Source organism: Burkholderia sp. AU16482, assembly GCF_002223285.1.
In the GTDB taxonomy this organism is placed as follows: domain Bacteria; phylum Pseudomonadota; class Gammaproteobacteria; order Burkholderiales; family Burkholderiaceae; genus Burkholderia; species Burkholderia semiarida.
This window is the reverse complement of the sequence record NZ_NKEY01000003.1, coordinates 803,092-826,963: the sequence shown is the minus strand read 5'-3', so window position 1 is coordinate 826,963 and position 23,872 is coordinate 803,092. Positions and strand designations below refer to the sequence as shown.

General features: G+C 63.4%; 23 protein-coding genes, 2 tRNA genes and 1 pseudogene. 11 read left to right on the top strand and 15 right to left on the bottom strand.

Features of this window, described 5'->3' with window-relative positions:
• Positions 1 to 18: 18 nt before the first annotated feature.
• The 4 genes from CFB35_RS06410 to CFB35_RS06395 form a co-directional block, all read right to left on the bottom strand.
• Complete coding sequence (locus CFB35_RS06410) at positions 19 to 3,708, bottom strand: response regulator (RefSeq protein WP_089464681.1); 3,690 nt, start codon at positions 3,706 to 3,708, stop codon at positions 19 to 21.
• Between the two features lie 43 nt (positions 3,709 to 3,751).
• Entirely contained in the window at positions 3,752 to 4,987 is a 1,236-nt protein-coding gene (locus tag CFB35_RS06405; RefSeq protein ID WP_089464680.1) for an ABC transporter substrate-binding protein, read from the bottom strand.
• 789 nt (positions 4,988 to 5,776) lie between these two features.
• Positions 5,777 to 6,139, bottom strand: a complete 363-nt coding sequence (locus CFB35_RS06400; RefSeq protein ID WP_059574313.1) for an aegerolysin family protein — start codon at positions 6,137 to 6,139, stop codon at positions 5,777 to 5,779.
• A 428-nt stretch (positions 6,140 to 6,567) separates the two neighbouring features.
• Positions 6,568 to 6,909, bottom strand: coding sequence for a hypothetical protein (locus CFB35_RS06395; RefSeq protein ID WP_218828247.1), 342 nt, complete (start codon positions 6,907 to 6,909; stop codon positions 6,568 to 6,570).
• A 233-nt stretch (positions 6,910 to 7,142) separates the two neighbouring features.
• Here CFB35_RS06395 and CFB35_RS06390 point away from each other — a divergent pair, with 233 nt between their 5' ends.
• Both CFB35_RS06390 and CFB35_RS34185 read left to right on the top strand, forming a co-directional pair.
• On the top strand, positions 7,143 to 7,952 hold the full coding sequence (locus CFB35_RS06390; RefSeq protein ID WP_256939965.1) for an AbiJ-NTD4 domain-containing protein: 810 nt from the start codon (positions 7,143 to 7,145) through the stop codon (positions 7,950 to 7,952).
• Between the two features lie 51 nt (positions 7,953 to 8,003).
• The gene (locus CFB35_RS34185; RefSeq protein WP_143328700.1) at positions 8,004 to 8,564 is read left to right on the top strand and encodes a hypothetical protein; all 561 of its coding nucleotides are present in this window, start codon (positions 8,004 to 8,006) and stop codon (positions 8,562 to 8,564) included.
• A gap of 119 nt (positions 8,565 to 8,683) precedes the next feature.
• On the opposite strand, the gene CFB35_RS06385 is transcribed toward CFB35_RS34185, so the two are convergent.
• Both CFB35_RS06385 and CFB35_RS06380 read right to left on the bottom strand, forming a co-directional pair.
• Positions 8,684 to 8,760: transfer RNA gene (locus CFB35_RS06385), tRNA-Arg, on the bottom strand.
• Between the two features lie 191 nt (positions 8,761 to 8,951).
• Positions 8,952 to 9,782, bottom strand: coding sequence for an undecaprenyl-diphosphate phosphatase (locus CFB35_RS06380; RefSeq protein ID WP_059644280.1), 831 nt, complete (start codon positions 9,780 to 9,782; stop codon positions 8,952 to 8,954).
• 479 nt (positions 9,783 to 10,261) lie between these two features.
• Between CFB35_RS06380 and CFB35_RS06375 the strand changes: the two genes are divergently transcribed.
• From CFB35_RS06375 to CFB35_RS06355, 5 genes are all read left to right on the top strand, one after another.
• Positions 10,262 to 11,173: an aldose epimerase gene (locus tag CFB35_RS06375; protein WP_089464679.1), complete on the top strand. Its 912-nt coding sequence runs from the start codon at positions 10,262 to 10,264 to the stop codon at positions 11,171 to 11,173.
• A 133-nt stretch (positions 11,174 to 11,306) separates the two neighbouring features.
• Positions 11,307 to 12,008: a peptidoglycan DD-metalloendopeptidase family protein gene (locus CFB35_RS06370; protein ID WP_089464678.1), complete on the top strand. Its 702-nt coding sequence runs from the start codon at positions 11,307 to 11,309 to the stop codon at positions 12,006 to 12,008.
• Between the two features lie 368 nt (positions 12,009 to 12,376).
• Positions 12,377 to 13,996 (top strand): acyl-CoA synthetase, encoded by a 1,620-nt coding sequence (locus tag CFB35_RS06365; protein ID WP_089464677.1) that lies wholly within the window; start codon positions 12,377 to 12,379, stop codon positions 13,994 to 13,996.
• A gap of 72 nt (positions 13,997 to 14,068) precedes the next feature.
• Positions 14,069 to 14,392, top strand: a complete 324-nt coding sequence (locus CFB35_RS06360; protein ID WP_089464676.1) for a DUF2288 domain-containing protein — start codon at positions 14,069 to 14,071, stop codon at positions 14,390 to 14,392.
• A gap of 10 nt (positions 14,393 to 14,402) precedes the next feature.
• Positions 14,403 to 15,782 carry an MATE family efflux transporter gene (locus CFB35_RS06355; protein ID WP_089464675.1) on the top strand — a complete coding sequence of 460 codons (1,380 nt, stop codon included), beginning with the start codon at positions 14,403 to 14,405 and terminating at the stop codon, positions 15,780 to 15,782.
• An 18-nt stretch (positions 15,783 to 15,800) separates the two neighbouring features.
• Here CFB35_RS06355 and CFB35_RS34925 read toward each other — a convergent pair whose 3' ends face one another.
• Positions 15,801 to 15,977, bottom strand: coding sequence for a hypothetical protein (locus tag CFB35_RS34925; protein ID WP_089464674.1), 177 nt, complete (start codon positions 15,975 to 15,977; stop codon positions 15,801 to 15,803).
• Between the two features lie 136 nt (positions 15,978 to 16,113).
• Between CFB35_RS34925 and CFB35_RS06345 the strand changes: the two genes are divergently transcribed.
• Entirely contained in the window at positions 16,114 to 16,284 is a 171-nt protein-coding gene (locus CFB35_RS06345) for a hypothetical protein (protein ID WP_167351607.1), read from the top strand.
• Positions 16,285 to 16,485: 201 nt separating this feature from the next.
• Here the strand turns inward: CFB35_RS06345 and CFB35_RS06340 are convergent, their stop codons facing one another.
• Both CFB35_RS06340 and sixA read right to left on the bottom strand, forming a co-directional pair.
• Positions 16,486 to 17,292 carry a GNAT family N-acetyltransferase gene (locus tag CFB35_RS06340; RefSeq protein ID WP_059644266.1) on the bottom strand — a complete coding sequence of 269 codons (807 nt, stop codon included), beginning with the start codon at positions 17,290 to 17,292 and terminating at the stop codon, positions 16,486 to 16,488.
• Positions 17,293 to 17,462: 170 nt separating this feature from the next.
• Entirely contained in the window at positions 17,463 to 17,924 is a 462-nt protein-coding gene (sixA, locus tag CFB35_RS06335) for a phosphohistidine phosphatase SixA (RefSeq protein ID WP_059644263.1), read from the bottom strand.
• A gap of 161 nt (positions 17,925 to 18,085) precedes the next feature.
• On the opposite strand from sixA, the gene CFB35_RS06330 reads away from it, so the two are divergent.
• Positions 18,086 to 18,162 (top strand) — tRNA-Pro (locus CFB35_RS06330).
• A gap of 172 nt (positions 18,163 to 18,334) precedes the next feature.
• On the opposite strand, the gene CFB35_RS06325 is transcribed toward CFB35_RS06330, so the two are convergent.
• The 4 genes from CFB35_RS06325 to CFB35_RS34920 all read right to left on the bottom strand — a co-directional run bounded on the left by CFB35_RS06325 (position 18,335) and on the right by CFB35_RS34920 (position 20,083).
• The gene (locus CFB35_RS06325) at positions 18,335 to 18,724 is read right to left on the bottom strand and encodes a hypothetical protein (RefSeq protein WP_089464671.1); all 390 of its coding nucleotides are present in this window, start codon (positions 18,722 to 18,724) and stop codon (positions 18,335 to 18,337) included.
• Positions 18,725 to 18,884: 160 nt separating this feature from the next.
• Complete coding sequence (locus CFB35_RS06320) at positions 18,885 to 19,136, bottom strand: PAAR domain-containing protein (protein ID WP_081066582.1); 252 nt, start codon at positions 19,134 to 19,136, stop codon at positions 18,885 to 18,887.
• A 28-nt stretch (positions 19,137 to 19,164) separates the two neighbouring features.
• Positions 19,165 to 19,692, bottom strand: a complete 528-nt coding sequence (locus tag CFB35_RS06315) for a hypothetical protein (RefSeq protein ID WP_256939964.1) — start codon at positions 19,690 to 19,692, stop codon at positions 19,165 to 19,167.
• A gap of 10 nt (positions 19,693 to 19,702) precedes the next feature.
• Positions 19,703 to 20,083: a hypothetical protein gene (locus tag CFB35_RS34920; RefSeq protein WP_179231717.1), complete on the bottom strand. Its 381-nt coding sequence runs from the start codon at positions 20,081 to 20,083 to the stop codon at positions 19,703 to 19,705.
• Positions 20,084 to 20,122: 39 nt separating this feature from the next.
• Here CFB35_RS34920 and istA point away from each other — a divergent pair, with 39 nt between their 5' ends.
• Together istA and istB are read left to right on the top strand one after the other, a co-directional pair.
• Positions 20,123 to 21,151, top strand: coding sequence for an IS21-like element ISBcen13 family transposase (gene istA, locus CFB35_RS06310; protein ID WP_071335282.1), 1,029 nt, complete (start codon positions 20,123 to 20,125; stop codon positions 21,149 to 21,151).
• Positions 21,148 to 21,921: an IS21-like element ISBcen13 family helper ATPase IstB gene (gene istB, locus CFB35_RS06305; protein WP_069246704.1), complete on the top strand. Its 774-nt coding sequence runs from the start codon at positions 21,148 to 21,150 to the stop codon at positions 21,919 to 21,921. Before istA ends, istB begins: the two co-directional genes overlap by 4 nt.
• Before the next feature lie 72 nt (positions 21,922 to 21,993).
• Here the strand turns inward: istB and CFB35_RS06300 are convergent, their stop codons facing one another.
• On the bottom strand, positions 21,994 to 22,590 hold the full coding sequence (locus CFB35_RS06300; RefSeq protein WP_060011521.1) for a plasmid pRiA4b ORF-3 family protein: 597 nt from the start codon (positions 22,588 to 22,590) through the stop codon (positions 21,994 to 21,996).
• Positions 22,591 to 22,628: 38 nt separating this feature from the next.
• Positions 22,629 to 23,799, bottom strand: a pseudogene (locus CFB35_RS06295) (IS66 family transposase); the annotation flags it as partial.
• Between the last annotated feature and the right edge of the window lie 73 nt (positions 23,800 to 23,872).

Below are 23,872 nucleotides of genomic sequence, written 5' to 3'. Positions count from 1 at the left end.
CGATCGGCCGGCGTCCCTTCAACCGTCCACGCGCTCCGCGATCAACGCCGCATGCGCGTGCCCGAACTCCGCTTCCGTGCCGGCGACCAGTTCCACCGCCGCGTCCACGTCGGCGGCGCGCGCGAGCCGCTCGATCTCGCGGCAACGCGCCGACAGCAAGTGCGCGCCGACGTTCGCGCTGCTCGATTTCAGCGTATGAGCGGCCAGCTTCAGCGCATCGGCGTCGCCCGCTTCGACCGCCGCCTGCATGTCGCGGATCAGCCGCGGCGCATCCGCCGTGAATTGATCGATGATCCGCGTCAGGACATCCGGGCGGCCCGGCCGCTGCAGCGCGCGCAACGCATCGAGCGCCTTATGGTCGATCACGCTTGCTTCGTCATCCGGATCGATGGCGGCGCCCCCCGTCGCTTCCGGCTTCGCTTCGACGCCGCCGCCCGTCGTTGCCGCATCGGTTCCGGTAGCCGGCGCGCACGCCGCGCCGCCGACATGGCGCGCGAGCATCTGCAGCAACGCATCGCGGCGAAACGGCTTGCCGAGATAGTCGTCCATGCCGGCGGCCAGACAGCGCTCGCGGTCGCCGCTGAGCGCATTGGCCGTCAACGCGATGACCGGCATGCGCGGCGCGCCGGCTTCGGCTTCGCGACGGCGCAACTGCCGCGTCGCCTCGAAGCCGTCGAGCCGCGGCATCTGGCAGTCCATCAGCACGACGTCGAATACGTCGTCGGCCAGGCGATTCAGCGCCTGCTCGCCGTCGTCGGCCACCGCCACCTGATAGGCGGTGTCCTCCAGCATCGCGAGCGCGATCTGCTGATTCACGACGTTGTCCTCCACCAGCAGCACGCGCGCCGAAATCGCATCGAGCGGCCGGCCCGGGCCGGCGCCGGCGTCGTCAGATAGCGGTTCCGGCGAATTCAGCCGCGGCGGCATCACGTGCATCGCCGACGCGATGGCCGTATGGAGAGCGGCGCCACGAAGCGGCTTCGTCAGCCGGGCGGCGATGTCGAGTTCGTGCGCGACCAGGACGCTGTCCATCATCTCGAACGCGGTCAGCGTGATGATCCTGAGCGCACGCAACGACGGATCGCGGCGGATGTGCTGCACGAGCGAGATGCCATCCATGCCCGGCATCCGCACGTCGACGATCGCCAGATCGAACGGCGCGCCGTCGGCGACCGCCGCGCGCAACTGCGACAGTGCGTCGTCGCCGCCGATCGCCGTGGCGACGCACAGCTGCCATTCGATCGCGTGTTCGAGCAGCACGCTGCGATCGGTCTCGCTGTCGTCCACGATCAGCACCTTCAGGCCCGCGAGCGACGGTCGTGCATCGGCTGCTACGCCGACCTCGCCGGATGCCGGCTCGAACCGGGTCGTCACGGTAAATACCGAACCCTTGCCGGGCGTCGATTCGAGCGTGAGCTCGCCGCCCATCATCTCGGCCAGCTGGCGGGAAATCACCAGACCGAGCCCGGTTCCGCCGTATTTGCGCGCGATCGAGTTGTCGGCCTGCTGGAACGGCCGGAACAACTGCGCGGCCACCTCGGGCGCGATGCCGATGCCGCTGTCGGCGATCGTGAACACGATGCGGCCGTCGTCCGAATACGATGCGCCGAGCGCGACGTGCCCGTGCTCGGTGAACTTGATCGCGTTGCCCAGCAGGTTCGTGAGCACCTGGCGCAACCGCACCGGGTCGCCGCGCATCCACTCCGGAACGGTGTCGCCGCGCCGGAACTCGAGCGCAAGCGCCTTGCGCTGCGCGTTGGGCTCCAGCAGCGCGACGACATCGTCGAGCAATTGATGCAGATTGAAATCGATGCGCTCCAGCGTCAGCTTGCCCGCCTCGATCTTCGAGAAATCCAGAATGTCGTCGATGAGGACGAGCAGCGTCTGGCCCGATCGATACACGGTGTCGACGAACTTGCGCTGCTTCGACGTCAGCCGCGTGCGCTGCAGCAGTTCGGTCATGCCGAGCACGCCGTTCATCGGCGTGCGGATCTCGTGACTCATCCGCGCGAGAAACTCCGATTTCGCCGAATTCGCGGCTTCGGCCGTGGCGATCGCCGCCTGCAACGCGACGTCGCGGCGCTCGATTTCGTCGAGCATCATGTTGAAGCCGGCAATCAGCACGGCGACTTCGTCGCTGCCTTTGTGCGTCATGCGCAACGACAGGTCGCTGCCGCTGCGAATGCGGGCCATCGTGCGCGTCAGGTTCGACAGCGGCCGCGAGATCGACGTGCCGAGCCGATGGCTGATCACCAGCCCGCCGATCGCGAGCAGGAACGATACCCCCACGATCATCAGGATCGCGGTCGCCACGGCCCGGTAGACGTCCGATACGATGCCGCGCTGCTGAAGATCGACGCGCACGGCTTCCTGCTCCGTGTAGGCCGCGAGGCGATTGGCCGTCGTGTCGACGTCCGCGACGATGCGCTGCATGGCCACGTCGTTGGACAGCATGTCGGACTTCACGGCGAGGATGCGGCGCGCGGATCCACCGAGCGCCGCGGTCAGCCCGACGACATCCTGCGCGCGCTTCGCGTTGCCCGGGCCGTCCGCGGCGAGCGCCTCGCGCAGCGCGCCGGCGGATGCGGTCAGCGCGCCGATACTCTTGCGCAGTTCGTCGTCGGCGCGCTTCAGACGGTCGGCGCTGTCGCTTTGCGCGATCATGCGCAGGTCGAACGCCAATGCGTTGATGCCGCCGCTCACGACCGCCGACAGCGATGCAACCCGCGCGGCTCGCCGCCGGAATTCGATCGCGTCGTCGAGGCGCCGTCGCGCCTTGACGATCTGCAACGCGAACGGGTCCGCGATCTCCGCGAGCTTCGCGTCCAGCGCATCGAGCGACTGCAGCACCCTGTCCTCCTTCGCGCGGTAGCGGGGCGCGACGGAGGATTCGGCGAACAGGGCGCCGCGCAGCGCGACGAGGCCGTCGTGACCGCCGAGGATGTCGGCCGCCACGCGCCCCAGCGCGCTCGTCACCCCCTGTGCGGTGGCGGCATCGAGGTTCGGCGCCGCGATCGTGAGCGCATTGCGTGCGCCGTCGAGCGACGCCTGCATGCGCTCGCGCAGCGGCGCGAGCCGGTACCGGTTCGGCGCGACGTCGACGCGGCCGGCGATCGTCATGATGTCCTTGACGTTCGTGCGAACCTGATCCAGTGCATGAATCGTCCGGTTGTAGGCGGTGTTGGCCGCGAGCGCGCCGCTCACCGCCGCATCGGCATCGTCGTCCAGCCGCTCGATTTCCTTGCCGATCTCGGTCAGCAGCGTGGCGCCCCGTGCCTGCAGGCCTTCGATCAGCCGGCGCTCGGCGACGAGTTGCGCATCGCCGCGCAGGCGCTTGTCGATCCCTTCGTTCATCGAACGGAACATCGTCCGCAGGTCGGTGGACGGCTCGGCGATGCCGTGCCCGTCGATCGCGCGCACGGCGGCCGTGATGCCGGCAATCCGCTGCAATTGCGTTTCGATCTCCGACGACGACTGCTGTCGCTCCGACGCATCCTGCGCGTGCTGGAGCCGACCGAACTCCACCGCAAGTTCCGCATAGGCGCGCTGGAGTTCGTTGCTGCGCATCTGCAGCGGCAGCGATTCCGTCGTCAGCGTGCGCACGCCGGACGCGATGCCGTGCACCGCGATCAGGCTGGTCACCGAAATCGCCACCGCCCCCAGCAGCATCAGGCTGGTGCTGGTGACGAGCTTCGCCTTGATGTCCATGCAGCCCTCCAGGATCGGGATGGCTCGGCGGCCATCCGTCCGCTCATTGCGCCGGCACGACGAGCGGCGTGACGCGGCCGTGCGCGATTTCGGTGAGGAACACGTCGTTCAGCGCCTGGTGATCGTCGGTGCTCAGATTGGCCACCAACCCGCCGAGGTCGAGATGCCGGATCGACTCGAGCGCCTGCTTCAGCGTCGCCCGGCTGGGTGCCGGCCCCGCGCGTTCCAGCCCGATCAGCGCGACCTTCGCGTCGAGACAACCCTCGATGTGCACCACGCCGATGTGCTCGTCCGGAAAGCGCCGCGCGATCAGCCGTGCACAGTCCCGGATCACGGGGCGCTCGCTCTGCGGCAGCGGCACGACCTGCGAAATCACCGTGCCGTTCGCTTCGTCGCCGATCAGGCGCAACAGGTCGTCGGTGCCGACGAACGACACCGCCGCGAGACGGGCCGCGAAGCCTTCGCGGTGCGCCGCGCGAATGAATGCGGCGACCGGCGTATACGGGCCGACCATGACGACGACGTCGGGCCGCGCGTCGAGTACGGCAGCGAGCCCCGTGTCGACCGCCGTCGTGCCGCGGCGAAACGTGCCGGTGGCGACGACGTCGAGGCCATGGCGGCGCAGTGCGAGTTGCGTGCCGGCCAGCACCGCGAGCCCGAAGCCGTCGTCCTGATAGAACACCGCGAAACGCTTTGCGCGGTCGTGCACGATCAAATGATCGACCAGCGCGCGCGTTTCGTCGTCATAGCTCGCCCGGATGTTGAAGACCTCCGGAATCACCGGCCTGCGCAGCGCCATCGCGCCGCTGAACGTACCGACGAGCGGGATGCCGGCATCCCGGATCATCGGCAGCACCGCGGTGGTTGTCGGCGTGCCGACATAGCCGAACAGCGCGAGGACGTTGCCCCGCTCGATCATTTCCAGCGTGTTGTCCACCGTCCGGTCGGGTTCGTAGCGGTCGTCGGCGACGACGAGATCGATTTTCCGCCCGTGCACGCCGCCGTGAGCGTTCGCGTCGTCGAATACGGCTTGCGCACCGATCAACAGCCCGCGCCCGAGGCCGGCGGAATTGCCCGACTGCGCGTTGACCATGCCCAGGCGGATCGTGTCGTCGGTCACGCCGGGTTCCGATGCAAAGCCCGCGCCCTGGCCGCTCAGTGCGGTGCAGCACGCGAACAGCACCAGCACGCGCCGGCCGCCGGGACACGCGAGCGCGTGCAGTACGTTCGAGAACCAGATGCCGGAACACATCCGTGTGACTGACACACCCTCGTCCATGTTGGGCTCCCGTTCGGCACCGGTTGTTCTGATTCGATGGTGCGCCCCGCCGCATGCCGCACCGCTGCCGTGGTACGAGTCAATTAGTCATATATATAGGTGGCATCCCTTGCGACTGCAAGCCAGAGGAGCGGATCGACGCCGTTTGTCGAGAATCGTTTCGCTGGGGCGACGGAATGCAGGTGGACGCGATCGGGCGGGATCGCCTTCCGGCATTTCGATACAGTCGTCAGTGCGGTGATTTGTTGCGGAAATCGATGCGTCAGGGCACGGCGCGGCGATCATCTCGCGCGTTGCGAGCATCGTGAACGTCGTGGCCTTGTCGTGTCCGGACCGCCCGAGCGGCAAGCGGATTTCGGGGGCGCGCACTTCGATGTCGATGTCCTCGACAACTAGTGCGCTGTGCCGTGTCCGTGACGATGGATGAATACGCGCCAGCGTTTCGGGTTGACTGCCGCGATTCGGTCCAGTTGGAATAAGCAAAGGAATGCAAAACAAATGGACGAGGCTGATGCGGTTCGTCCGTGCGGTGTCTATCGACCGATGGGATGATTTCCGGCACGACGGTAGCAATGGAGTTCATCTACCTTGGATATGACATCGGTTTCCGATGCAATCTCCCGCTCTCAAGCCGTGATCCTTCAACTCGTGCGTCAAGTTTCAGAGGCCGCGCGCTCCGCTTAATACTGATCATCGGCTTCCCCCGCACTCCGTCAGCCTACTCCTGGGATACAGACTCCTGGCCGTCATTCGCGCCCATCGGAATGGGCGCGAGCCGATCACACCAAGTCAGGCCTGCTTGATGTAGAAAGTGACCGTCGCATTGTCTCCTGAGCCTCCGTCGTAACCGACTTTGTAACCGGCAGCGCTCACGGTTATCGAGTATCCGTTTCCGCCGTAATACGGGTTGTCCCAGTAGATCCGCAAGTTTTCGATACCGCCACCGTCGGCAAATTGATATTGAAGCTTCCCCTCGGTTCCGGTCATGAAGCCGTCGGAATCGCTCTCCCATTCCCCCGTTTGTCCATTCGGGATCTTCTCCGGCGGGTACGTGACCCATTCGCCATGCAGCAGATTGATCGATGCCGAGTCCAGAAACAACGTGCTGCCCGAGTTGTTTTGCAGCTTCACAACAGTGCTTCGTGCGGACATTTCGTTCTCCACAATAAAGTGTGATTACGCATCGCAGCCGTTTTTGAATGCATACCCCGCAATGCATCTCAAACATAGAACGCGAACATCAGCACCGAAAGCTGATACTTATGACAGTCGAATTTTATGGAATAGTTTAAGAAATTATTCAAACAATTGTGACATCAAAAATCACAACGTAAAAACCACAAAAATAGAATCGAGCAGCATTTGATTCGCAAAATTAACCGCATTGCTTCCTTAAAAATCGCACGAAACACCACGGTTTCATGACAACGACACCGCGCCGCGTTGAGAGCATGTGGCTGGCCCAGCTCCACTTTCGTGACAATCCCGCCCTGTGGATACGAAATCTGCGGCCCTGTCTTGGTGGTGTCGTGCGACCGGCTCGACATTGCGGCGTACGGCGCCATCAAAATAAGCATTTTTCAGTGAAAACTTCCCGGTCTCACATGGATTTGTTGTGTTCCGGACTGACTGCAAACATCTACACGCTGCCTACAAGAGCATACCGACAGACGACGATGGGAAATTTGAAAGCCATAGGGCGAGAAGCCATATTGATAGAGTCGCCGACGCTCTTCGGCGTCGGGATAAATGGTCTCGACGACCGCGCGGCCGCGCCGGACGACTGCCTGTTCGAGCCAAGCCTGTTTTGCCGCCGCTGCCACGGTGAAGGTTTTGTGCCAGAGCGACGCCAACTTTGCCTCGGCGACTGCTCCGTCGAGCGCATCGTCGAGCAGACTCAATTCCTCGAGCGCGGTCATCACGAAGGCGTCTAGCTCGTCTAACCATGTGCGCAGCAGCCCGTATTGAAGCGGATTGGTTGCCCGGCGATCAAAAGCCGCTGGGTAAACGCGCACGCTGGCGCACGGGGGAGCGCGGGTGCGAGCGGGCGGCGTAAGTCCGCGCAGATAAGCACATCAAATTTGGGCCCGAGTACAATCCAACTGCCACTTGCCGCTCTTATCCTCGGAACCATCTCCGCATCCAAGACTACTAAATGACACTAAAGTTCAGCCAACGCTTGGGAATAACGCCGCTGCCCGAGGCATTAAAACCCGACACGATGCCCGATGAGCTACGAAGCTCACTATGGAATGCGTTCTTGGATTGGCAGAGTCGCCAAGATGACGAGGCGCTCCTGAACATCATCTCGCGACACTTCTGGAAACGCCCCGCTGACACAATTCCAATCCGTCGCGGTTATGGAGGTGCTAGCTTCCACGACGCTTGGAAGGTCGTGCGAGATTATTTCTTCCACTCGAACTGGCACGGCGTGTACGATTTCCTAGAGTTCCTTATTCGGATAGGCTATCCCGGCGAACAACTCGGACAAGCTGTAGACAAGGTGCTCGCCCGCGAATTGGCCGCGTATCGCATCGTGAACAGTCAAATTGTCCCGGTCACTTCAACGCAAGAAGTACAGGCGCTAGAACAAGCCTTGTCAGACAAGGGACCATTCGTAGCAGCCAGCGCCCACTTATCCACGGCACTCGGACATCTAAGCAACCGGCAAAATCCCGATTATCGAAACTCGATCAAAGAATCTATTTCTGCCGTTGAGGCAGTTGCCAAAGTCGTCAGCGGGAAAGACAAGGCCGAGCTTGGTGATGCTTTGGCAACGCTGGAGAAAGCCGGCAAACTCCACGCGGCGCTTCGGAAGGGCTATTCTGCACTGTACGGCTACACCAGCGACGCTAACGGTATTCGCCACGCTCTAATGGATGAACCAAACCTCAACGCGGAAGATGCCAAGTACTTCCTCTTGGCCTGCACCGCATTCGTCAATTACTTGAAGACGTTAGCCTGAGCCCGTTTCGGGAAATAACGTAACTGAGCCGCCGCGTACCTAGGAATTCTCATGAGTAAGACCAACAACCAAGCGACCACTCAGGATGGGGAACATGCCAAGCAGTCCGTGCGCCTAGACTTGCCGCCTATGTTTGGGCCAGTCGCAGATGGGAAGGTTGAATGGAAGCGCCTTGAAACGATTGACTACGACTTAATGGGGTATTTGCTCTCGTGCCATCTAATTATTGAGCATTACATGGACGAGTATTTGAAGGCCGAGTTCCCCAGCTTGGATTGGAACGTTGCGAAACTGACATTTGGTCAGCGAATCTCGCTACTGAGCACTCAGAATGTTGGGGGCAAGTTCGATTCAACGCCTGCTATTAAACATCTAAACTCGCTACGTAACCGATTCAGTCACCGCATCGACTACACATTGGTGGCGGAGGACATGCTTCCGTTCGTCCATTACATAAAATCCGTTACTCCAGACGCGGACCCACCGCACACACCCAAAGCCATTCTCAGCACATTCACTTGGACGTGCTGCGCTGCGTTCGCCGGGAGCGTCAGCTACATTGCAAGGACTAAAGGAATACGGCACCACGGCCATAGTCAAAGCCCCCGCTGATTGCACGTACGCTAGAATCCCGCCACGCTCTCGCCACAGCGGGAGTGCAGCAGACCCGTATCCGATTCCAACCAAGCGGTTAAAGCGAATTTGTAAGTGCTTGAATAAGCGAAGAATTCTGGCCCGCCCTACACGATTCGAACGTGTGACCTACGGCTTAGAAGGCCGTTGCTCTATCCAACTGAGCTAAGGGCGGTCGGGGAGAAAAGACACGGCCGGACACGGACCGGCATTCGGCATCGGGCTCTGAGTAACGAAGCAGCAGCAACCCCGCCCACTGCCCCACGACAACTCAAACCCCCGAAACAAAACGGGCCCGGCACGAAGCCGAGCCCGAAATTATACCCGATCATCGCACCAGATCACGCGATACCGGCGCCCGCCGCGTCAAACCGGCTGCGGATGCAGCATGAACCAGCCGAGGCAGACCACCCCGGCGATCACGCAATACACGCCGAACGACGCGAGCCGGCCGCGCCCTTCGAAATAGCGCATCAGGAACCGCACGCTGAGGTACGCGGCGATCGCCGTCAGCACGCCGCCGAGCAGCGCATCGGCGAGCTGGTCGCGCGCATGGAACAGCTTCGGCAGTTCGAGCACGCCCGCGGCAAAGATGATCGGCGTGCCGAGCAGGAACGAGAATTCCGCCGCCTTCTCCGCCGTCAGCCCGGCCGCGTTGCCGGCGATCATCGTCAGCCCGCTGCGCGAGAAGCCTGGAATCAGCGCGCCGATCTGCGCGAGCCCGACGAAGAACGCCTGCTTGAACGTCATCTTCTCGGGCGGCTGGTGCGCGCGGCTACGCTGGATGCGATCGCCGAGCCACAGCAACACGCCGTTGACGATCAGCGCGATCGCAACGATCCGCAGGTCGTGAAACACGCGTTCGATGCGCTTCTCGAGCAGCAGCCCCACGATGCCGGTCGGGATCGTGCCGATGATCAGCGCCCACATCAGGTGCCCGTCGTCGTTCTTGCGACCGCCGAGCTGCGCGAAGAAACCGCCGATCAGCGCGATCCACCGCGCGCGGAAGTACCACAGCAGCGCCAACGCGGTACCGAGGTGGAGCGCGACGAGGAATGGCAACAGCTGCGGCGCATGCTTGTCGATGTGCATGCCGAACAGCGCCGGCACGAGCAGCGTATGGCCGAGGCTGCTGACGGGGAAGAGTTCGGTGACGCCCTGCAGGACGCTCAGGAATACCAGAAACCAGAGGCTCACGCGTCGGTCCTTTCAGTGAAGATTAAGCGGGAAGGAAGGCGGACGACGCGATGCGCGTCCTGAAAAACGCGCCCCGATTATGCCGAGCCAGGATTACCGCGCCAAGGCATTTGGCAGGATATTGCGGCAATGCACACAAACGCTTGCAATTTGTAAGCACTCAGAAAGCAAAAAGCCCGCCATTTGCATGGCGGGCCTGTCGATTTCGGCAGAAATTGCCGTCAGCGGCCGAGCTGATAGAAAAATAATACCGTGCTGCCGGTAAACATGCCGAACAGTGCGATTCCCATTGCCATTGCCAGATCCATGGCCCCCTCCACGAAGTGTCATGACCCGGCAACATCACCGGTTTAGAGGCATTATCCCGACGGTTGACAGCGTTAAAAACTCGCAATTTCCCGAGAAGGGTTTTCCCGGACCGCCCGCGGCCCGATAATGGAATGCACGTTGCTCCCCTCACCCGCCCAACCCGATTCGCCATGCCGATCTTCCAGCAACACGACATTCACGAACTTCATGCCGGCCCGTCGCTCGTCCGGGTCGCCCCACAATTCGGCGGCCGCCTGCTGTCCTGGCACGTCGATGGCGAGCCGGTGATCTTCTGGCCGGAAACCGCCGACTGGAGCAACCTCGCCCGCGTGCGCGGCGGCAATCCGCTGCTGTTCCCGTTCCTCGGCCGCCACCGCGTCGACGGTGAAATCGGCCGCTGGCGCGATGCCGCCGGCGTGGTCCGCGACCTGCCGATGCACGGTTTCGCGCGCGACCTGCCGTTCGATGCGCACCCGTCGGCCGACGGCGCCGCGCTGTCGATGACGCTCGACGCGAATGACGCGCTGCGCGCGAGCTACCCGTTCGATTTCCGCTTCGAAACCACCTACCGGCTGGCCGACGCACATACGCTCGACGTCGCGCTGACGACGACCAATCGCGGCGACACGCCGCTGCCTTACTACGCCGGCCACCATTTCTACTTTGCGCTGCCGCACGGCGAGCGGGCCGAGACCCTCCTCGAATTGCCGCCCACCCACCGTTGCCACCAGCGTGCCGACGGCTCGATCAGCCCGCTCGAACCGGGCGACGCCCGTTACCGTCTCGACGATGCGGACATCCTCGACCGCTTCCACTGCCTCGACGGCGAACCGTCCACGCCGGTGCGCATCGTGATGCCGGGCCGCCGCCGCACGATCGAGATCGCGCTGGACCTGCCGGGCTCGATCCCGTGGTACGCGGTCACGACGTGGACCGAAAAACCGGATTCCGACTTCTATTGCGTCGAGCCGTGGCTCGGACTGCCCGACGCGATCCACAACGGCCGCGGGTTGCGCATGCTCGCGCCGGGCGCGACGGAAACGGCGACGCTGCGGATCCGCGTGATCCCGTTCGCCGGCTGATTCGACACGCATCGGACCGGGGCCGCTACGGCCGCGCCCGCAGCCGAAACTGCGGCGTGCGGGTCGAACCCGTTAAAATCGGACGTTTTGTGTTGCCTGCCGCGTCACGCACGGCAGGGTTTTGCGAGGTTCAATGTTCGGAACAACAACGAAGCGACTCTTCGCAGCCGCCTGCGCCGCCCTGCTCGTCGCGTGCGGCTCCGCACCTGTCGGCCCCGGGTTCTATCGCGTCGAGCGTGGCGACACGCTGTACAAGATCGCGCGCGCGAACCGCACGTCGGTCCAGAACATCGTGCGCTGGAACCAGATGACGAACCCCGATGCGATCGAAGTCGGGCAGGTGCTGCGCGTCGCGCCGCCGCCCGGCTCGGCCACCGCATCGACGCCGTCGACCACCGGCACCGGCAGCGCGGGCCGCGCGCGGCCGGCTCCGTCCGCGCCGGTCGAATCGGCGGTGAAGCCGGCCACGAGCATTGCGCTGATCTGGCCGGCAGCCGGCAACGTGGTGCGTACGTTCGATGGCTCGAAATCGAAGGGCATCGACATCGCGAACTCGCCGGGCACGCCGGTGGTGGCGGCCGCGCCGGGCGTCGTGGTCTACGCCGGTAACGGGCTGCGCGGCTACGGCAACCTGATCATCCTGAAGCACAACGCCGACTACCTGACGGCCTACGCGCACAACCGCGCGCTGCTGGTGAAGGAAGGCCAGTCGGTCACGCAAGGGCAATCGATCGCGGAGATGGGCAACAGCGACAGCGATCGCGTCGCGCTGCATTTCGAACTGCGCTATGGCGGCCGCTCGATCGATCCGTCACGCTACCTGCCGCCGCGTTGAGCGCACGACAGACGACACACGATGCCGGTGCGCATCGCGTGTCGTCACGGCGAAAACGGAAAAAATCGAGTCAGCGCTTGCGCAGACGTCCGGTGAAACGGCCGGACAACGGATCGACGTGGCGGGCAAACGCCACCAGCCCGCCGATTCCAATCAGGCTGAACCCCGCAGCTATCAGAAGCAAATCCATGATCACACCACTGTTTTGTCTTGATCTTATGCGTCATTGTGGAATCGTGCACTGAGCCCCGCCTATTGGACGAGTCCGAACATTCCCTATCAGCAAACACCATTGTGGATGCGTCCGAGTGAAATCCTGATGTAAGCCGTTCACCCAACGCCACGTTCGACACCCAGGAGACCATGCGATGCTGCCCGCCGCCGACCGCTACGACCCGCTCCTCTCCCGCTTCCGGTGGGACATTCCGGCGCGCTACAACATCGGCGTGGACGTGTGCGACAAATGGGCCGACGGCAGCGGACGCATCGCGCTGATCCACGAAACGGCGCAAGGCGACGTTTCCCGCCTCACGTTCGACGAACTGAAGCATGCTTCTAATCGGCTCGCGAACAGCTTTGCGCGCGCGGGCCTGCGGCGCGGCGACCGGATCGGCATCTTCCTCGCGCAAGGCCCTGAAACGGCCGTCACCCATCTCGCCGCGTACAAGTTCGGCGCGATCGCGGTACCGCTCTTCACGCTGTTCGGCGTCGACGCACTGGAGTACCGGCTCGCGAACAGCGAGGCGGCCGCGCTCGTCACCGACGCGGCCGGCTACGCGAAGATCGCGCCGCTGCGCGCGCAGCTGCCGGCGCTGCACACCGTCTACTGCATCGGCGACGACGCGCCCGACACGCCCGGCGTGCTCCGCTACGACGCGGCGCTCGCCGCCGAAGCGCCGGATTTCGTGCCGGCGGATACGGCCGCCGACGATCCGGCCGTGATCATCTACACGTCCGGCACGACGGGCAAACCGAAAGGCGCGCTGCACGCGCATCGCGTGCTGCTCGGCCACTTGCCGGGCGTCGAGATGTCGCAGCAGTGCTTCCCGCGCGACGCACGCCTGTTCTGGACACCCGCCGACTGGGCATGGATCGGCGGGCTGCTCGACGTGCTGCTGCCGTCATGGCATCACGGCGTGCCGGTGCTCGCACGTCGCTTCGAGAAATTCGACGGCGAAGCGGCGTTCGCGCTGATGGCGCGGCACGGTGTCACCCATGCGTTCCTGCCGCCCACCGCGCTGAAGCTGATGCGCGCCGTCGCGGCGCCGCGCGAACGCTACGCGCTGTCGCTGAAATCGGTCGCAAGCGGCGGCGAATCGCTCGGCACCGAACTGACGGCGTGGGGCCGCGACGCGCTCGGCGTGACGATCAACGAGTTCTACGGGCAAACCGAGTGCAACATGGTGCTGTCGTCGTGCGCGGCGCTGTTCGATGCGCAGCCCGGCGCGATCGGCAAGGCGGTGCCCGGTCACACGGTCGCGATCGTCGATGCGGACGGCACGCCGCTGCCGCCGGGCGTCGAGGGCCGCATCGCGGTGCGCCGCCCCGACCCTGTGATGTTTCTCGAATACTGGCGCAACCCCGCCGCGACGCGCGACAAGTTCGCGGGCGACTACCTGCTCACCGGCGATACGGGCACCATCGACGCCGACGGCTTCGTGCGCTTCGTCGGCCGCGACGACGACGTGATCACGAGCGCCGGTTACCGGATCGGCCCGGGGCCGATCGAGGACTGCCTGCTCACGCATCCGGCGGTGCGGATGGCGGCCGTCGTCGGCGTGCCCGATGCGACGCGTACCGAGATCGTCAAGGCGTTCGTCGTGCTGAACCCCGGCCACGTCGGCGACGACGCTCTCGTGAGCGCGCTGCAAGCACATGTGCGCACGCGGCTCGCCGCGCACGAGTATCCGCGCGCGATCGCGTTCGTCGACAGCCTGCCGATGACCGCGACCGGCAAGATCGTGCGCCGCGCGCTGCGCGACGCATGAGCCGCCCGCCCGCGCTCGGCCCTCCCGACCGGATGGTTTATAGTGGCGCCACGCAGTCTTTCCAAGAAACCGATGTCCTCTGATCAACACCCCGTCGCGGGCGCGTCACACAGCCCGCTCTACGCCAAACTCCTCGGCGAAACCGCCAAGATCGACTGGTGCGATCTCGAACGCTTCTTCGCGCAGGGCAAGCTGCTGTCGATCGCGCGCGACCTCGATCTCGTGAGCGTCGCCGAAGCAGTCGCCAACGACGATGCCGAACAGGTCACGCGCTGGCTGTCGTCCGGCCTCGTCGCGCGCATGCCGGCCGAAACGGCTGCCGACTACGCCGCGCGCAATCCGGAGCTGTGGGCCGTCGTCGTCTCGCCGTGGGTGTGCGTGCAGGAACGCGCCTGACGCGTCCGCCATGTCCGGATCCGCGGTACCGCACGGGGCCGGCAGCGCGTCGGCCGCCGTCACGCATCGGCGCGTCCTCGCGCTCGCGTTCCCGATCGTCGTCGCGAACCTGACCCAGCCGATCCTCGGCGCCGTCGACACGGCCGTCGCCGGCCACCTCGACGGCGCGCAGTATCTCGGCGGCGTCGCGCTCGGCGGGCTCTTCTTCAATTTCGTGTTCTGGGGCTTCGGCTTCCTGCGGATGGGGACGACCGGGCTCGTCGCGCAGGCGCATGGCGCCGGCGACGCCGCCGGGATCCGCCTGAACCTGCTGCGCGCGCTGATCGTCGCGTTCGCGCTCGGCGCTGCGGTGCTTGCGCTGCAGGTGCCGCTGCTGTCGTTCGCGCTGTCCGCGTTCGGCGGCAGCGATGCCGTCCGCGCGACAGCGCTCGCGTACAGCCACGCGCGGATCTGGAGCGCGCCGTTCGCGCTCGCGAACTACGTGGTGCTCGGCTACCTGCTCGGCGTGCAGCGCGTGCGGCTCGCGCTCGTCGCGCAGGTGTTCATCAACGCGGTGAACATCGGCGCCGTGCTGCTCTACGTGTACGGCTTCGGCTGGGGTATCGCCGGCATCGGCGCCGCGACCGCCACCGCGGACGCATGCGGCTTCGCGCTCGGCGCGTGGATGCTGTGGCGGCTGCGGCCGAGCGGCCTTGCGCCGCTCGCGATGCGCGCGCTTGCCGACCGCGTCGCGCTCAAGCGGCTGATCGCGCTCAACCGCGACATCTTCCTGCGCACGCTGTGCCTGCTCGGCGCCTTCGGGTGGTTCGCGCATCTCGGCGCGAAGCAGGGCGACGCGACGCTCGCCGCGAATGCGCTGCTGCTGAATTTCCAGACGTTCATGGCGTATGGCCTCGACGGCTTCGCGCATGCGGCCGAGGCGCTCGTCGGCGCGGCGGCCGGCGCGCGCGACCGCCGCGCATTTCGGCAAGCCGTACGCGTCACACTGTTCTGGTCGGCACTCGGCGCGCTGCTGTTCGCGCTCGTTTACTGGGCGGCGGGCGGCTGGATCGTCGCGCGCCTGACCGATCAGACCGAGATCCGCGCCGTCGCGCTGCGCTACCTGCCGTGGGCCGCGATCTCGCCGATCGTGTCGGTCTGGGGCTTCCTGCTCGATGGCGTGTTCATCGGCGCCACGCAGACGCAATCGCTGATGCGCGCGATGGTCGTGTCCTTGTCGATCTTCATCGTGGCCACGCTCGCCGCCGCCGGACCGTTCGGCAATCACGGCCTGTGGTTCGCGCTACTGTTGTTCATGGCGGCGCGCGGTGCGACGCTCGCGCGCCACCTGCCGGCGCTGGTGCGGCGCATTGGCGCCGACCCGCCGGTCGCTGCCGCGGCCCGTGCGTGACGGCGGGCCCGCCGGCCGTTACTGCACCGGCTTCGGCGGCGGCGCGTCGAGCATCGACGGCGGCGTCATGTCGGTCGGCACGCCGTGATAGTCGGCCGGGTCTTCCGGCGGGTGGCCGCGGCGCGCCTGGCGAGGATCGCTGCTGCAGGCGGCAAGGAGGGATGCGGCCAGCACGGCCAGCAGGAAACGGGTCATCAGGGAGGGCTCCGGAAAACGGCGCGCCCATCGCGCGCCGGAACCGCGCCGAGTCTAGCGGAAATCCGGTTTCGGGGTTGCGCCGCGCATGTCCTACTATGTACGCATGGCGCTGTGCCGTCGAAAGGAGGCTGCCATGTCGTCTGAGGAAATTGCGGGCCTGATCGGCCTGATCATCGGTCTGATGGTGCTGGTCGCCCTGTCGTACTTCGAATCGCGCGAATACAAGCGCAGCCACGGAGGCGAAGGGATGATCCACCACTGGATGACGGAACACCACCTGCTCGACTGGCGGCGCAAGCACTGAGCGCGCCGCTGCCGGCCGGTCCCGCCTCGGGTCGTCGCGAACGTGCCGCTCTGCGGCACGGTGATCGCTGCGTGCCGCCGAAATTATCGGGGCCGGACATGCATGCATGGACCGGACACACGAACGCCGTCGCGCGGCTAACGTGCGACGGCGTTCGCTTGCGTGCGCCGCACCTGACCGGCGCGACGCGATTCGGACCGTTCAGCCCAGGAAGTGGCGGGCGTAGCGCGCGTTGATGTCCGACAGACGGAACAGCGTCAGGAAATCCGCGCAGTTGAAGTCGGGATCCCAGGCCGGGGCGCCGCAGATCTTCGCGCCGAGACGCAGATAACCCTTGATCAGCGGCGGCGGCGCGACGACGGTGCCCGTCTGCAGTTCGTCGACCGGCAACGCCGTGTGCGGGAACGCGCGATACTCGGGTGCCGTCAGCGCGCCTGCCGACAGCGACTGGTACAGGTTCGCCGCATAGTGGCCGCCATCGGCCATCGACACGCTCGCGCAGCCGAGCATCGTTTCGTAGCCGTTCTGCATCATGTATGCGCCCAGGCCGCCCCACAGCGCCATGATGACGGCGCCGCTCCGGTAGTCGGTGTGCACGCACGAGCGGCCGACCTCGACCATCTTGCCGCGCAGATGCGTAAGGCGTGACAGGTCGAATTCGCCTTCCGCGTACAGGCGGCCGACACGCGCCGCCTGGTGCGGCGGCAGCACGCGGTACGTGCCGACGACTTTCAGCGTGTCGAGATCGCGGACCAGCAGATGATCGCAATACGCGTCGAACGGATCGACGTCGAGACCGGACGGACCGCTGACCTGCGCACCCATCTCTTCAGCGAACACGCTGTAGCGAAGGCGCTGGGCTTCGCGCAATTCGTCTTCCGTACGCGCCCATGCGGCGCGCAGGCGATACTCCGATGTGACGGTTTCACTGGCGCGCGGCAGATGGCGCCGCGACGTGTCGAGGGGCAGCGAGGCAAAAGGGAGCGTAGGCGTCGGCAGTTCTCGCATTAGGCTTTCCTGATCGTAAGGAATAGGACGACATGCCCGCCAATGTAGTAACCGGCCGTGACCGTTATGTGGCACGACCGTGTCCTTTCAATGACGTGTCGCCGAATTGACTTTAGCAGAAAGCTTGCAAAACCGTATGACCAATCCCTTCAAACCTGCTCAGTCGGGCTTTACACCAGTTCGGGCGTCAGTACCGCCCGCAGCACGGCCTGCGGGCTGCCGTCGCGCGTGCGGCTCGCCAGCCACACGATTCCGCCCTTCCTGACGCTCCAGCCGTCGTCGCCGCCGGCGACGAGCTGCGCGGCGACGCTGCCGAGCGTCGGCTGGTGGCCGACGATCACGACCGTCGGCGCGATGCCTTCCGGCCAGCCGGCCGCCGTGAGCACGTCGTCGACGCTGCCGCCCGGCGCGAGCGCGTCGACGGTCCGGTACTGGTCGGTCAGCGCCTCGACGGTCTGCACGGTGCGCGCCGCCGGGCTCGCGAGAATCACGGTATTCGTCTCGAGGCGGCCGCGCAGCCATTTGGCCATCGCCTGCGCGTCCTTGCGGCCGCGCACGGTCAACTGGCGCGCGAGATCGCTCGTCGCGTAGTCTTCGGCTTCGGCGTGGCGCCACAGGATCAGGTTCATCATGATGTTCTCCTTGCGTCGGCAGGCGGCCGCACGCGAATGCCTGCGGGGCGGCCGATCATCAAGGGAATTGTCGCAAATCGTGGCAGATTCGCCGCCGCGGCATTTACCCGCATATCGTGATTGACCGAATCGGTCGTTCAACGTTATTATCTCTGGCTCGTCGGAGCGTAGCGCAGCCTGGTAGCGCATCTGATTTGGGATCAGAGGGTCGAAGGTTCGAATCCTTTCGCTCCGACCAAGGGAATCAAGGGGTTAGCGTAAGCTAACCCCTTTTTCTTTACTCGGTCCACGCTAGGTAACCCGATCCAGCCTAGGTCAATCTACATTGATCCATTTCGGCCCGGCCAATTTCCTCCCTGCTCTCCTCCTCTCGGAACGATCCAGCCAAGTTTTCGATGTGATTCCAGCGTTTATGGGGCCGGAAACTCCGATTGCCACCAGAGTGCAGTCCGGGGGCTGCGACGCCAAAGATACTGACCGCAGATCATGCCGATGTGCCGCCACACGCATGGCCCGAGCGCCCCTTCGCCATCCTCGTCTTGACACGCCTCCGGATACGACGGCTCGCCGACGTATTTGGCTGGGATTAAACAACGGCCCCCGGCTCGCCACGCTGGAGCGAATAGCCGCGACTTCCCCACATTGTCGTCCCGCACGTTCATCACGGTGCGCATGACGCCTGGCGTCTTGCCGGCCGCCCTGGCCGCTTCAATCCGCTCCCTCTGGATCGCGCGCGGCAGGAAGCCGAAGTTGGCGATCAGCGGCTTGAACTGGTCGTCTACGTAGCCGACGATCGGCACGTCGTAGTCCTGACGGATCTGCGGCTTCCACGGCGTGCAGTGGTACGGCCCCCGAAAACTGTCGATCTTGATCGCTCTGGCCCGGATCCTCGCCCGGCGCTACCTAGTTCGCGCACATCCCGGAGATACCTCCAATGATCCGTGCCTTGTTCAGTAGCGGTCATACGAGACTCGATATCAGATGGCAGCCACACGTGGCGCGATGGCCGTGACGCGCGATTGGAAGGCCGTCATCCATCATCGATCCGCCACCCTCTTCGATGACGTTGGGTGATACGTCAGGATGCCGAGGGCACGACACATAGTCGCCTTTTCGCGCGACGTAACGGCCGTCAAAAGACATTGTCGAAGAGGCTGTAATGACCTTGCCTTCGTGATCAGTGTCATCGTGAAGGCGGATTAAATTTATCATGATATTTCGTCGTGACGAAGAAATGACTCTAATTTTCTGTTTTGCAAGAGGAGAATGAATTTGGGATGGCGACTATCTTAATATTGTCGTCGACAATGAATTTCCGCTGCCGGCACTCGGCAGGCTTTCCGTTTGATGCGTCGATATAGTATTTTGCGACAAGCATCTTGCTCTCTGCCTTGCTTAGCAATTCGGTGATATATGATCTGCCATCCTGGGTTTTGTTAGGCGCTTTGCCGTTTGACGAAAACATATCCAGGGAGTTTAAATCCCTTCCCGTCGAAAGGTCTGATAAAGTGTAGTAACGACACTCCATGCCGCAACTATGGACCCCGATGTGATATTTTCCCGCGAAATTTATTACTGGAGGCCCCACTAGCTTGCCATCATCATCCCGCCAGCCGGAATCGGTTTTTTTGTAATACTTCGGTATATGGAGGGCACCTCGATAAAGAGTGGAAGGATGATTTGCGAAATCGACATCCTGCCCCCAGCACAAGGCATGGCTCATTGCTGCAACTACAATGGCAAATTTCCGTAAAATATCGCTCTTCATTGTTCGTTTTTTATTTAATCAAATCATCAAGACCACCAACAGGAACTGCAAGATCACTATTTCCCGCTAGCTCGTCCGCCACATATTTTTCAAAATGCTCCTTCACTGATTTGATGTTGACGCCGCCTTGACCATACTGATCGCCTGGCAGGCTGGCCCACTCGTTATTAGCATGATGCGTGAAGATTGCTCGCTCCAAATCAGCATTTTTCACGTCATCAAGACAATTTCTTTTGTATTTCATGATCGCAACAATATATCTATCTTGAGAAATTGGAGAGAAATCTTTAACCTTTGCCAATCTTCTGGTAAGCGCGTCACCAGCACCGTCGTGACGGTGTTGGGCGCAAAGTAATAATGAGCCACTTCGCGCGAAGTAAATCTGAGCCACCTTTCAGTACAGTCAGCCTTTTGCGCGCAAAGGCTGGCGATGCTCCAGAAGGAACAGTGGATGCAAATCCATGTGCTCAAAGCCCAAGGCGTATCGGAGCGCGAGATCGCGCGGCGCCTGGGCATTTCTCGCAACACGGTGGCGCGGTACCTGTCGGCCGAGGAAGTACCGCGCTACAAGCCGCGTGAACCGCGGCCAACCAAGCTTGGGGCGTTCGAGGCGTACATCCTCGATCGCATGGCTGCCGCCGCACCCGAGATCATCGCCGCGCCGGCGCTGCTGCGCGAGTTGCGTGCGCGCGGCTACGATGGCCAATTGCGAAGCCTTCAGGCTTTCATGAACGCGCATAAGTCCGTGCCGAAGCCAGATCCGGTCGTGAGGTTCGAGACCGAGCCCGGTCGGCAGATGCAGTGCGATTTCGTTGTCTTCCGTCGAGGCGCCGACCCGCTTTACGCCTTCACCGCCACGCTCGGCTTCAGTCGTTGGCGCTGGGCACGCTTCACCACCGATGAACGCGCCGAGACGCTCGTCGCCTGCCATCATGCGCTGTTCGAAGCCTTGGGCGGCGTTCCTCGCGAGATCCTTTACGACAACGCCAAGACCATCGTTGTCGAGCGCGATGCGTATGGCGACGGTCAACACCGCTGGCACGCCGGGTTGCTCGACCTGGCTAAGCGGTACGGCTTCCTGCCCAGGCTGTGCCAACCGTACCGTGCGCAGACCAAGGGCAAGGTCGAGCGATTCCACCGCTATCTGCGCGGCAATTTCTATGTGCCGCTGGCGAGCCAGCTCAAGCAATCCGGCTTGATGCTCGACGCCGTGACTGCAAACGTCGAGGTGAGTAAATGGCTGCGCGATGTGGCCAATCAGCGGGTGCATCCGGTTACAGGGCTGGCACCCGCGATTCTCCTGGAACAACGAGAACGGGCTTGCTTGCGCGATATGCCTGGCTACGCGGTGCCCCGATTGCCGGCTCGCGCCGTCGCTCGGCCGCGCGTTGACCCTGCGATGTCGATCCAGCACCCGTTGTCCGTCTACCAGCAATTGCTGACCGAGGTGCGCGCATGAACCTGCAGCAGGAACGCATCGACGGGCACTGCCAGAGCCTGAAGCTCGAGGGGCTCATGCAACGATACGTCGCTCTGGCAAGCGATGCCGCGGCCAAGCAATGGAGCTTCCTCGACTTCCTTGAGAACGCACTCGCTCATGAACGAGAGATGAGGCAAGTTCGTTCGCGGCAAACACTGGTGCGCATGGCCGGGTTCCCCGCCATCAAGACGCTCGATGACTACGACTACAGCTTCGCCGTCGGGGCGCCGCGCAAGACGATCGACGAGCTTGCCACCCTGCGCTTCATTGAGCGGGGTGAGAACGCCGTGTTGCTAGGTCCGTCAGGCGTGGGCAAGACCCACCTCGCGATCGCCATCGGGTATGCCGCGACACAGGCCGGCATCAAGACGAAGTTCATCACGGCGGCGGATCTGATGTTGCAGCTCGAGGCTGCACGCAGACAGGAGCGATACGACGCCGTACTTCGGCACAACATTCTCGGCCCGAGGTTGCTCATCGTCGATGAGATCGGCTATCTGCCGCTCTCGGGGGATCAGGCTAGCCACTTCTTCCAGATCGTCGCCAAGCGCTACGAGCGCGGGTCGATGATCCTGACCAGCAACCTTCCGTTTGCGCAGTGGGATGAAACCTTCGGCGGCAACTCCACACTGACTGCAGCGATGCTCGACCGCATCCTGCACCACGCCCACATCATCCAGATCAAAGGAGACAGCTACAGACTGAAACAGCAACGCCAAGCCGGCCACGTTTCGTCATCGAAGAGGTAACGACTGGCTCAGTTTTACTTTGCGCGATCAGGCGCGAAGTGGCTCAGATTTCAAATGCGTTTGACAACGGAGTTATCGATTACCCCATCGATTGGTCGCGAGTCGCATCAACGCGGCGTTGGCAGCACGCAAATCGAATAGCTCCGGGTCGAATCCTGGGCCGACCCATTGACGATAGTTATCCGCTTCTTCGCTGTCAGGACTGTCGCGCAACGTGGTCAGGAACGTTTCATACCCTGGCGCACCGCCGACGTCTTCCGGTGGGCAAGCGCGAGCACCATCGATCACCCTGGACTCGCCCCACGACTCGTCTGCAATCGTCTCAACGCTTTCGACCACGATCTGGTGATCCCAGCCGTCTCCGAAGTCATAGCGGTAGAGAATGCGCGAGTCAGGTCGCAGGACTTTGTTCAGTTTGGTTTTCCGGTCGTCGAATGTCTTCGATCGATCCATGAACTCTAGTGCCGCATCGACATCGAACATGGCGTAGGTTTTCCCGTCGATCAGGAAGTCGTGCATGTGTGTGCTTTCCCACCCGAAGGCTGCTTGCAGAATGTGGTGTAACTTGCGCAGCGAGTCGGGTCCTTCGACTGTGATCCGGCGCCAGATAGGCGGTTGGATATACAGTAATTGCACGTGCAAGGTATAGCGCTGGAACGACTTGGCCATCTGATCTCCGAGGTCTGGGCATCAGTGGCATTATCCCTTCACAACGTGGGAGGGGTCACCGTCCAGGGCAGCAGTTCGTCGATTCGGTTGATCGGGTGAGCGGCGATGCGCGCCAGGACATGACGCAGGTACGCCTCGGGATCGATACCATTGAGCTTGGCCGTGCCGATCAGGCTGTAAATCGCGGCCGCACGTTCGCCGCCGGAATCCGCGCCGGCGAACAGGTAGTTTCGTCGGCCCAGGGCAACGCCGCGCAGTGCCCGTTCGACCGGCAGATTGTCGATTTCCAATTGTCCGTCGTCACAGTAGCGAGTCAATGCTTCCCACCGGTTCAGGACATAGAGGATGGCCTGACTCGTGTCCGATTTGCGCGAGAGTGTTGCCAGCGCGGCGTTTAGCCACACATGGAACTGTTCGAGTAATGGTTTGGCGTTCGTCTGCCGGTGCGCTTGCCGCTCGTCTGGCGGTTTGCCCCGGATCGCTTCTTCGACCTCGTAGAGCGCGCCGATGCGTTCCAGCGCTTCCTTGTTCAGCGCGTTGGGCCGCGCCGCGTACAGATCGTAGAACTTGCGCCGGGCATGCGCCCAGCAAGCCGCCTCAAGTACCTTGCCGGTCTCGTAGATCTTCTGATAGCCGCCATAGGCATCGGCCTGCAGCGTCCCCTTGAACTTGGCCAGATGCATCGACCAGCGGTTGCAGTAGCTTGGCACTGTGCCCCACCCATTTCGCCAGCAACGAGCGATCCAGTTCAACGCCTTCTCGGGCGTAGATCGCCGACTGGCGGTACAACGGCAGGTGATCGTTGAACTTCGCCACGAGCACATGCGCAAGTAGTCCCGGGCCGGCCTGACCCCGTTCGATGGGGCGGCTTGGCGCTGCCGCCTGTGCGATCTGATCGCAACAGGTGCAGGCCAGTTTCGGTCGAACATGGCGAATCACGCGGAAGCTGGCCGCCACGTACTCCAGTTGCTCGGACACGTCTTCGCCGAGCGGCGTCATCGCGCCACCGCACGCCTTGCAGGTTTCGTCGGACTCCGGCAGGTACGTTCGTATGTCGCGCGGCAGATACTCCGGCAGCGGCTTGCGTTGTATCTGTTCCGGTACCGTGCGCGGTGCCTTGGGAATCTCGATGGGCGCAGCGCCTTCGTCGGCTTCGAGATCTTCCAGTTTCAGTTCGAGCTGCTCGATCTGGCGATCCAGTTTCTCGGAGCTGCAGACCGGACGCCACACCGGATCGGGCTCGCACGCCTGCTCACGGTCCACAATCCGGCATGTAAATCCG

Coding starts and splice junctions, on each gene's coding strand:
- CFB35_RS06410 (WP_089464681.1), bottom strand. CDS start 3,708: ATGGACATCAAGGCGAAGCTCGTCACCAGCACCAGCCTGATGCTGCTG.
- CFB35_RS06405 (WP_089464680.1), bottom strand. CDS start 4,987: ATGGACGAGGGTGTGTCAGTCACACGGATGTGTTCCGGCATCTGGTTC.
- CFB35_RS06400 (WP_059574313.1), bottom strand. CDS start 6,139: ATGTCCGCACGAAGCACTGTTGTGAAGCTGCAAAACAACTCGGGCAGC.
- CFB35_RS06390 (WP_256939965.1), top strand. CDS start 7,143: ATGACACTAAAGTTCAGCCAACGCTTGGGAATAACGCCGCTGCCCGAG.
- CFB35_RS34185 (WP_143328700.1), top strand. CDS start 8,004: ATGAGTAAGACCAACAACCAAGCGACCACTCAGGATGGGGAACATGCC.
- CFB35_RS06375 (WP_089464679.1), top strand. CDS start 10,262: ATGCCGATCTTCCAGCAACACGACATTCACGAACTTCATGCCGGCCCG.
- CFB35_RS06370 (WP_089464678.1), top strand. CDS start 11,307: ATGTTCGGAACAACAACGAAGCGACTCTTCGCAGCCGCCTGCGCCGCC.
- CFB35_RS06365 (WP_089464677.1), top strand. CDS start 12,377: ATGCTGCCCGCCGCCGACCGCTACGACCCGCTCCTCTCCCGCTTCCGG.
- CFB35_RS06360 (WP_089464676.1), top strand. CDS start 14,069: ATGTCCTCTGATCAACACCCCGTCGCGGGCGCGTCACACAGCCCGCTC.
- CFB35_RS06355 (WP_089464675.1), top strand. CDS start 14,403: ATGTCCGGATCCGCGGTACCGCACGGGGCCGGCAGCGCGTCGGCCGCC.
- CFB35_RS34925 (WP_089464674.1), bottom strand. CDS start 15,977: ATGACCCGTTTCCTGCTGGCCGTGCTGGCCGCATCCCTCCTTGCCGCC.
- CFB35_RS06345 (WP_167351607.1), top strand. CDS start 16,114: ATGTCGTCTGAGGAAATTGCGGGCCTGATCGGCCTGATCATCGGTCTG.
- CFB35_RS06340 (WP_059644266.1), bottom strand. CDS start 17,292: ATGCGAGAACTGCCGACGCCTACGCTCCCTTTTGCCTCGCTGCCCCTC.
- sixA (WP_059644263.1), bottom strand. CDS start 17,924: ATGATGAACCTGATCCTGTGGCGCCACGCCGAAGCCGAAGACTACGCG.
- CFB35_RS06320 (WP_081066582.1), bottom strand. CDS start 19,136: ATGATAAATTTAATCCGCCTTCACGATGACACTGATCACGAAGGCAAG.
- CFB35_RS06315 (WP_256939964.1), bottom strand. CDS start 19,692: ATGAAGAGCGATATTTTACGGAAATTTGCCATTGTAGTTGCAGCAATG.
- istA (WP_071335282.1), top strand. CDS start 20,123: ATGCTCCAGAAGGAACAGTGGATGCAAATCCATGTGCTCAAAGCCCAA.
- istB (WP_069246704.1), top strand. CDS start 21,148: ATGAACCTGCAGCAGGAACGCATCGACGGGCACTGCCAGAGCCTGAAG.
- CFB35_RS06300 (WP_060011521.1), bottom strand. CDS start 22,590: ATGGCCAAGTCGTTCCAGCGCTATACCTTGCACGTGCAATTACTGTAT.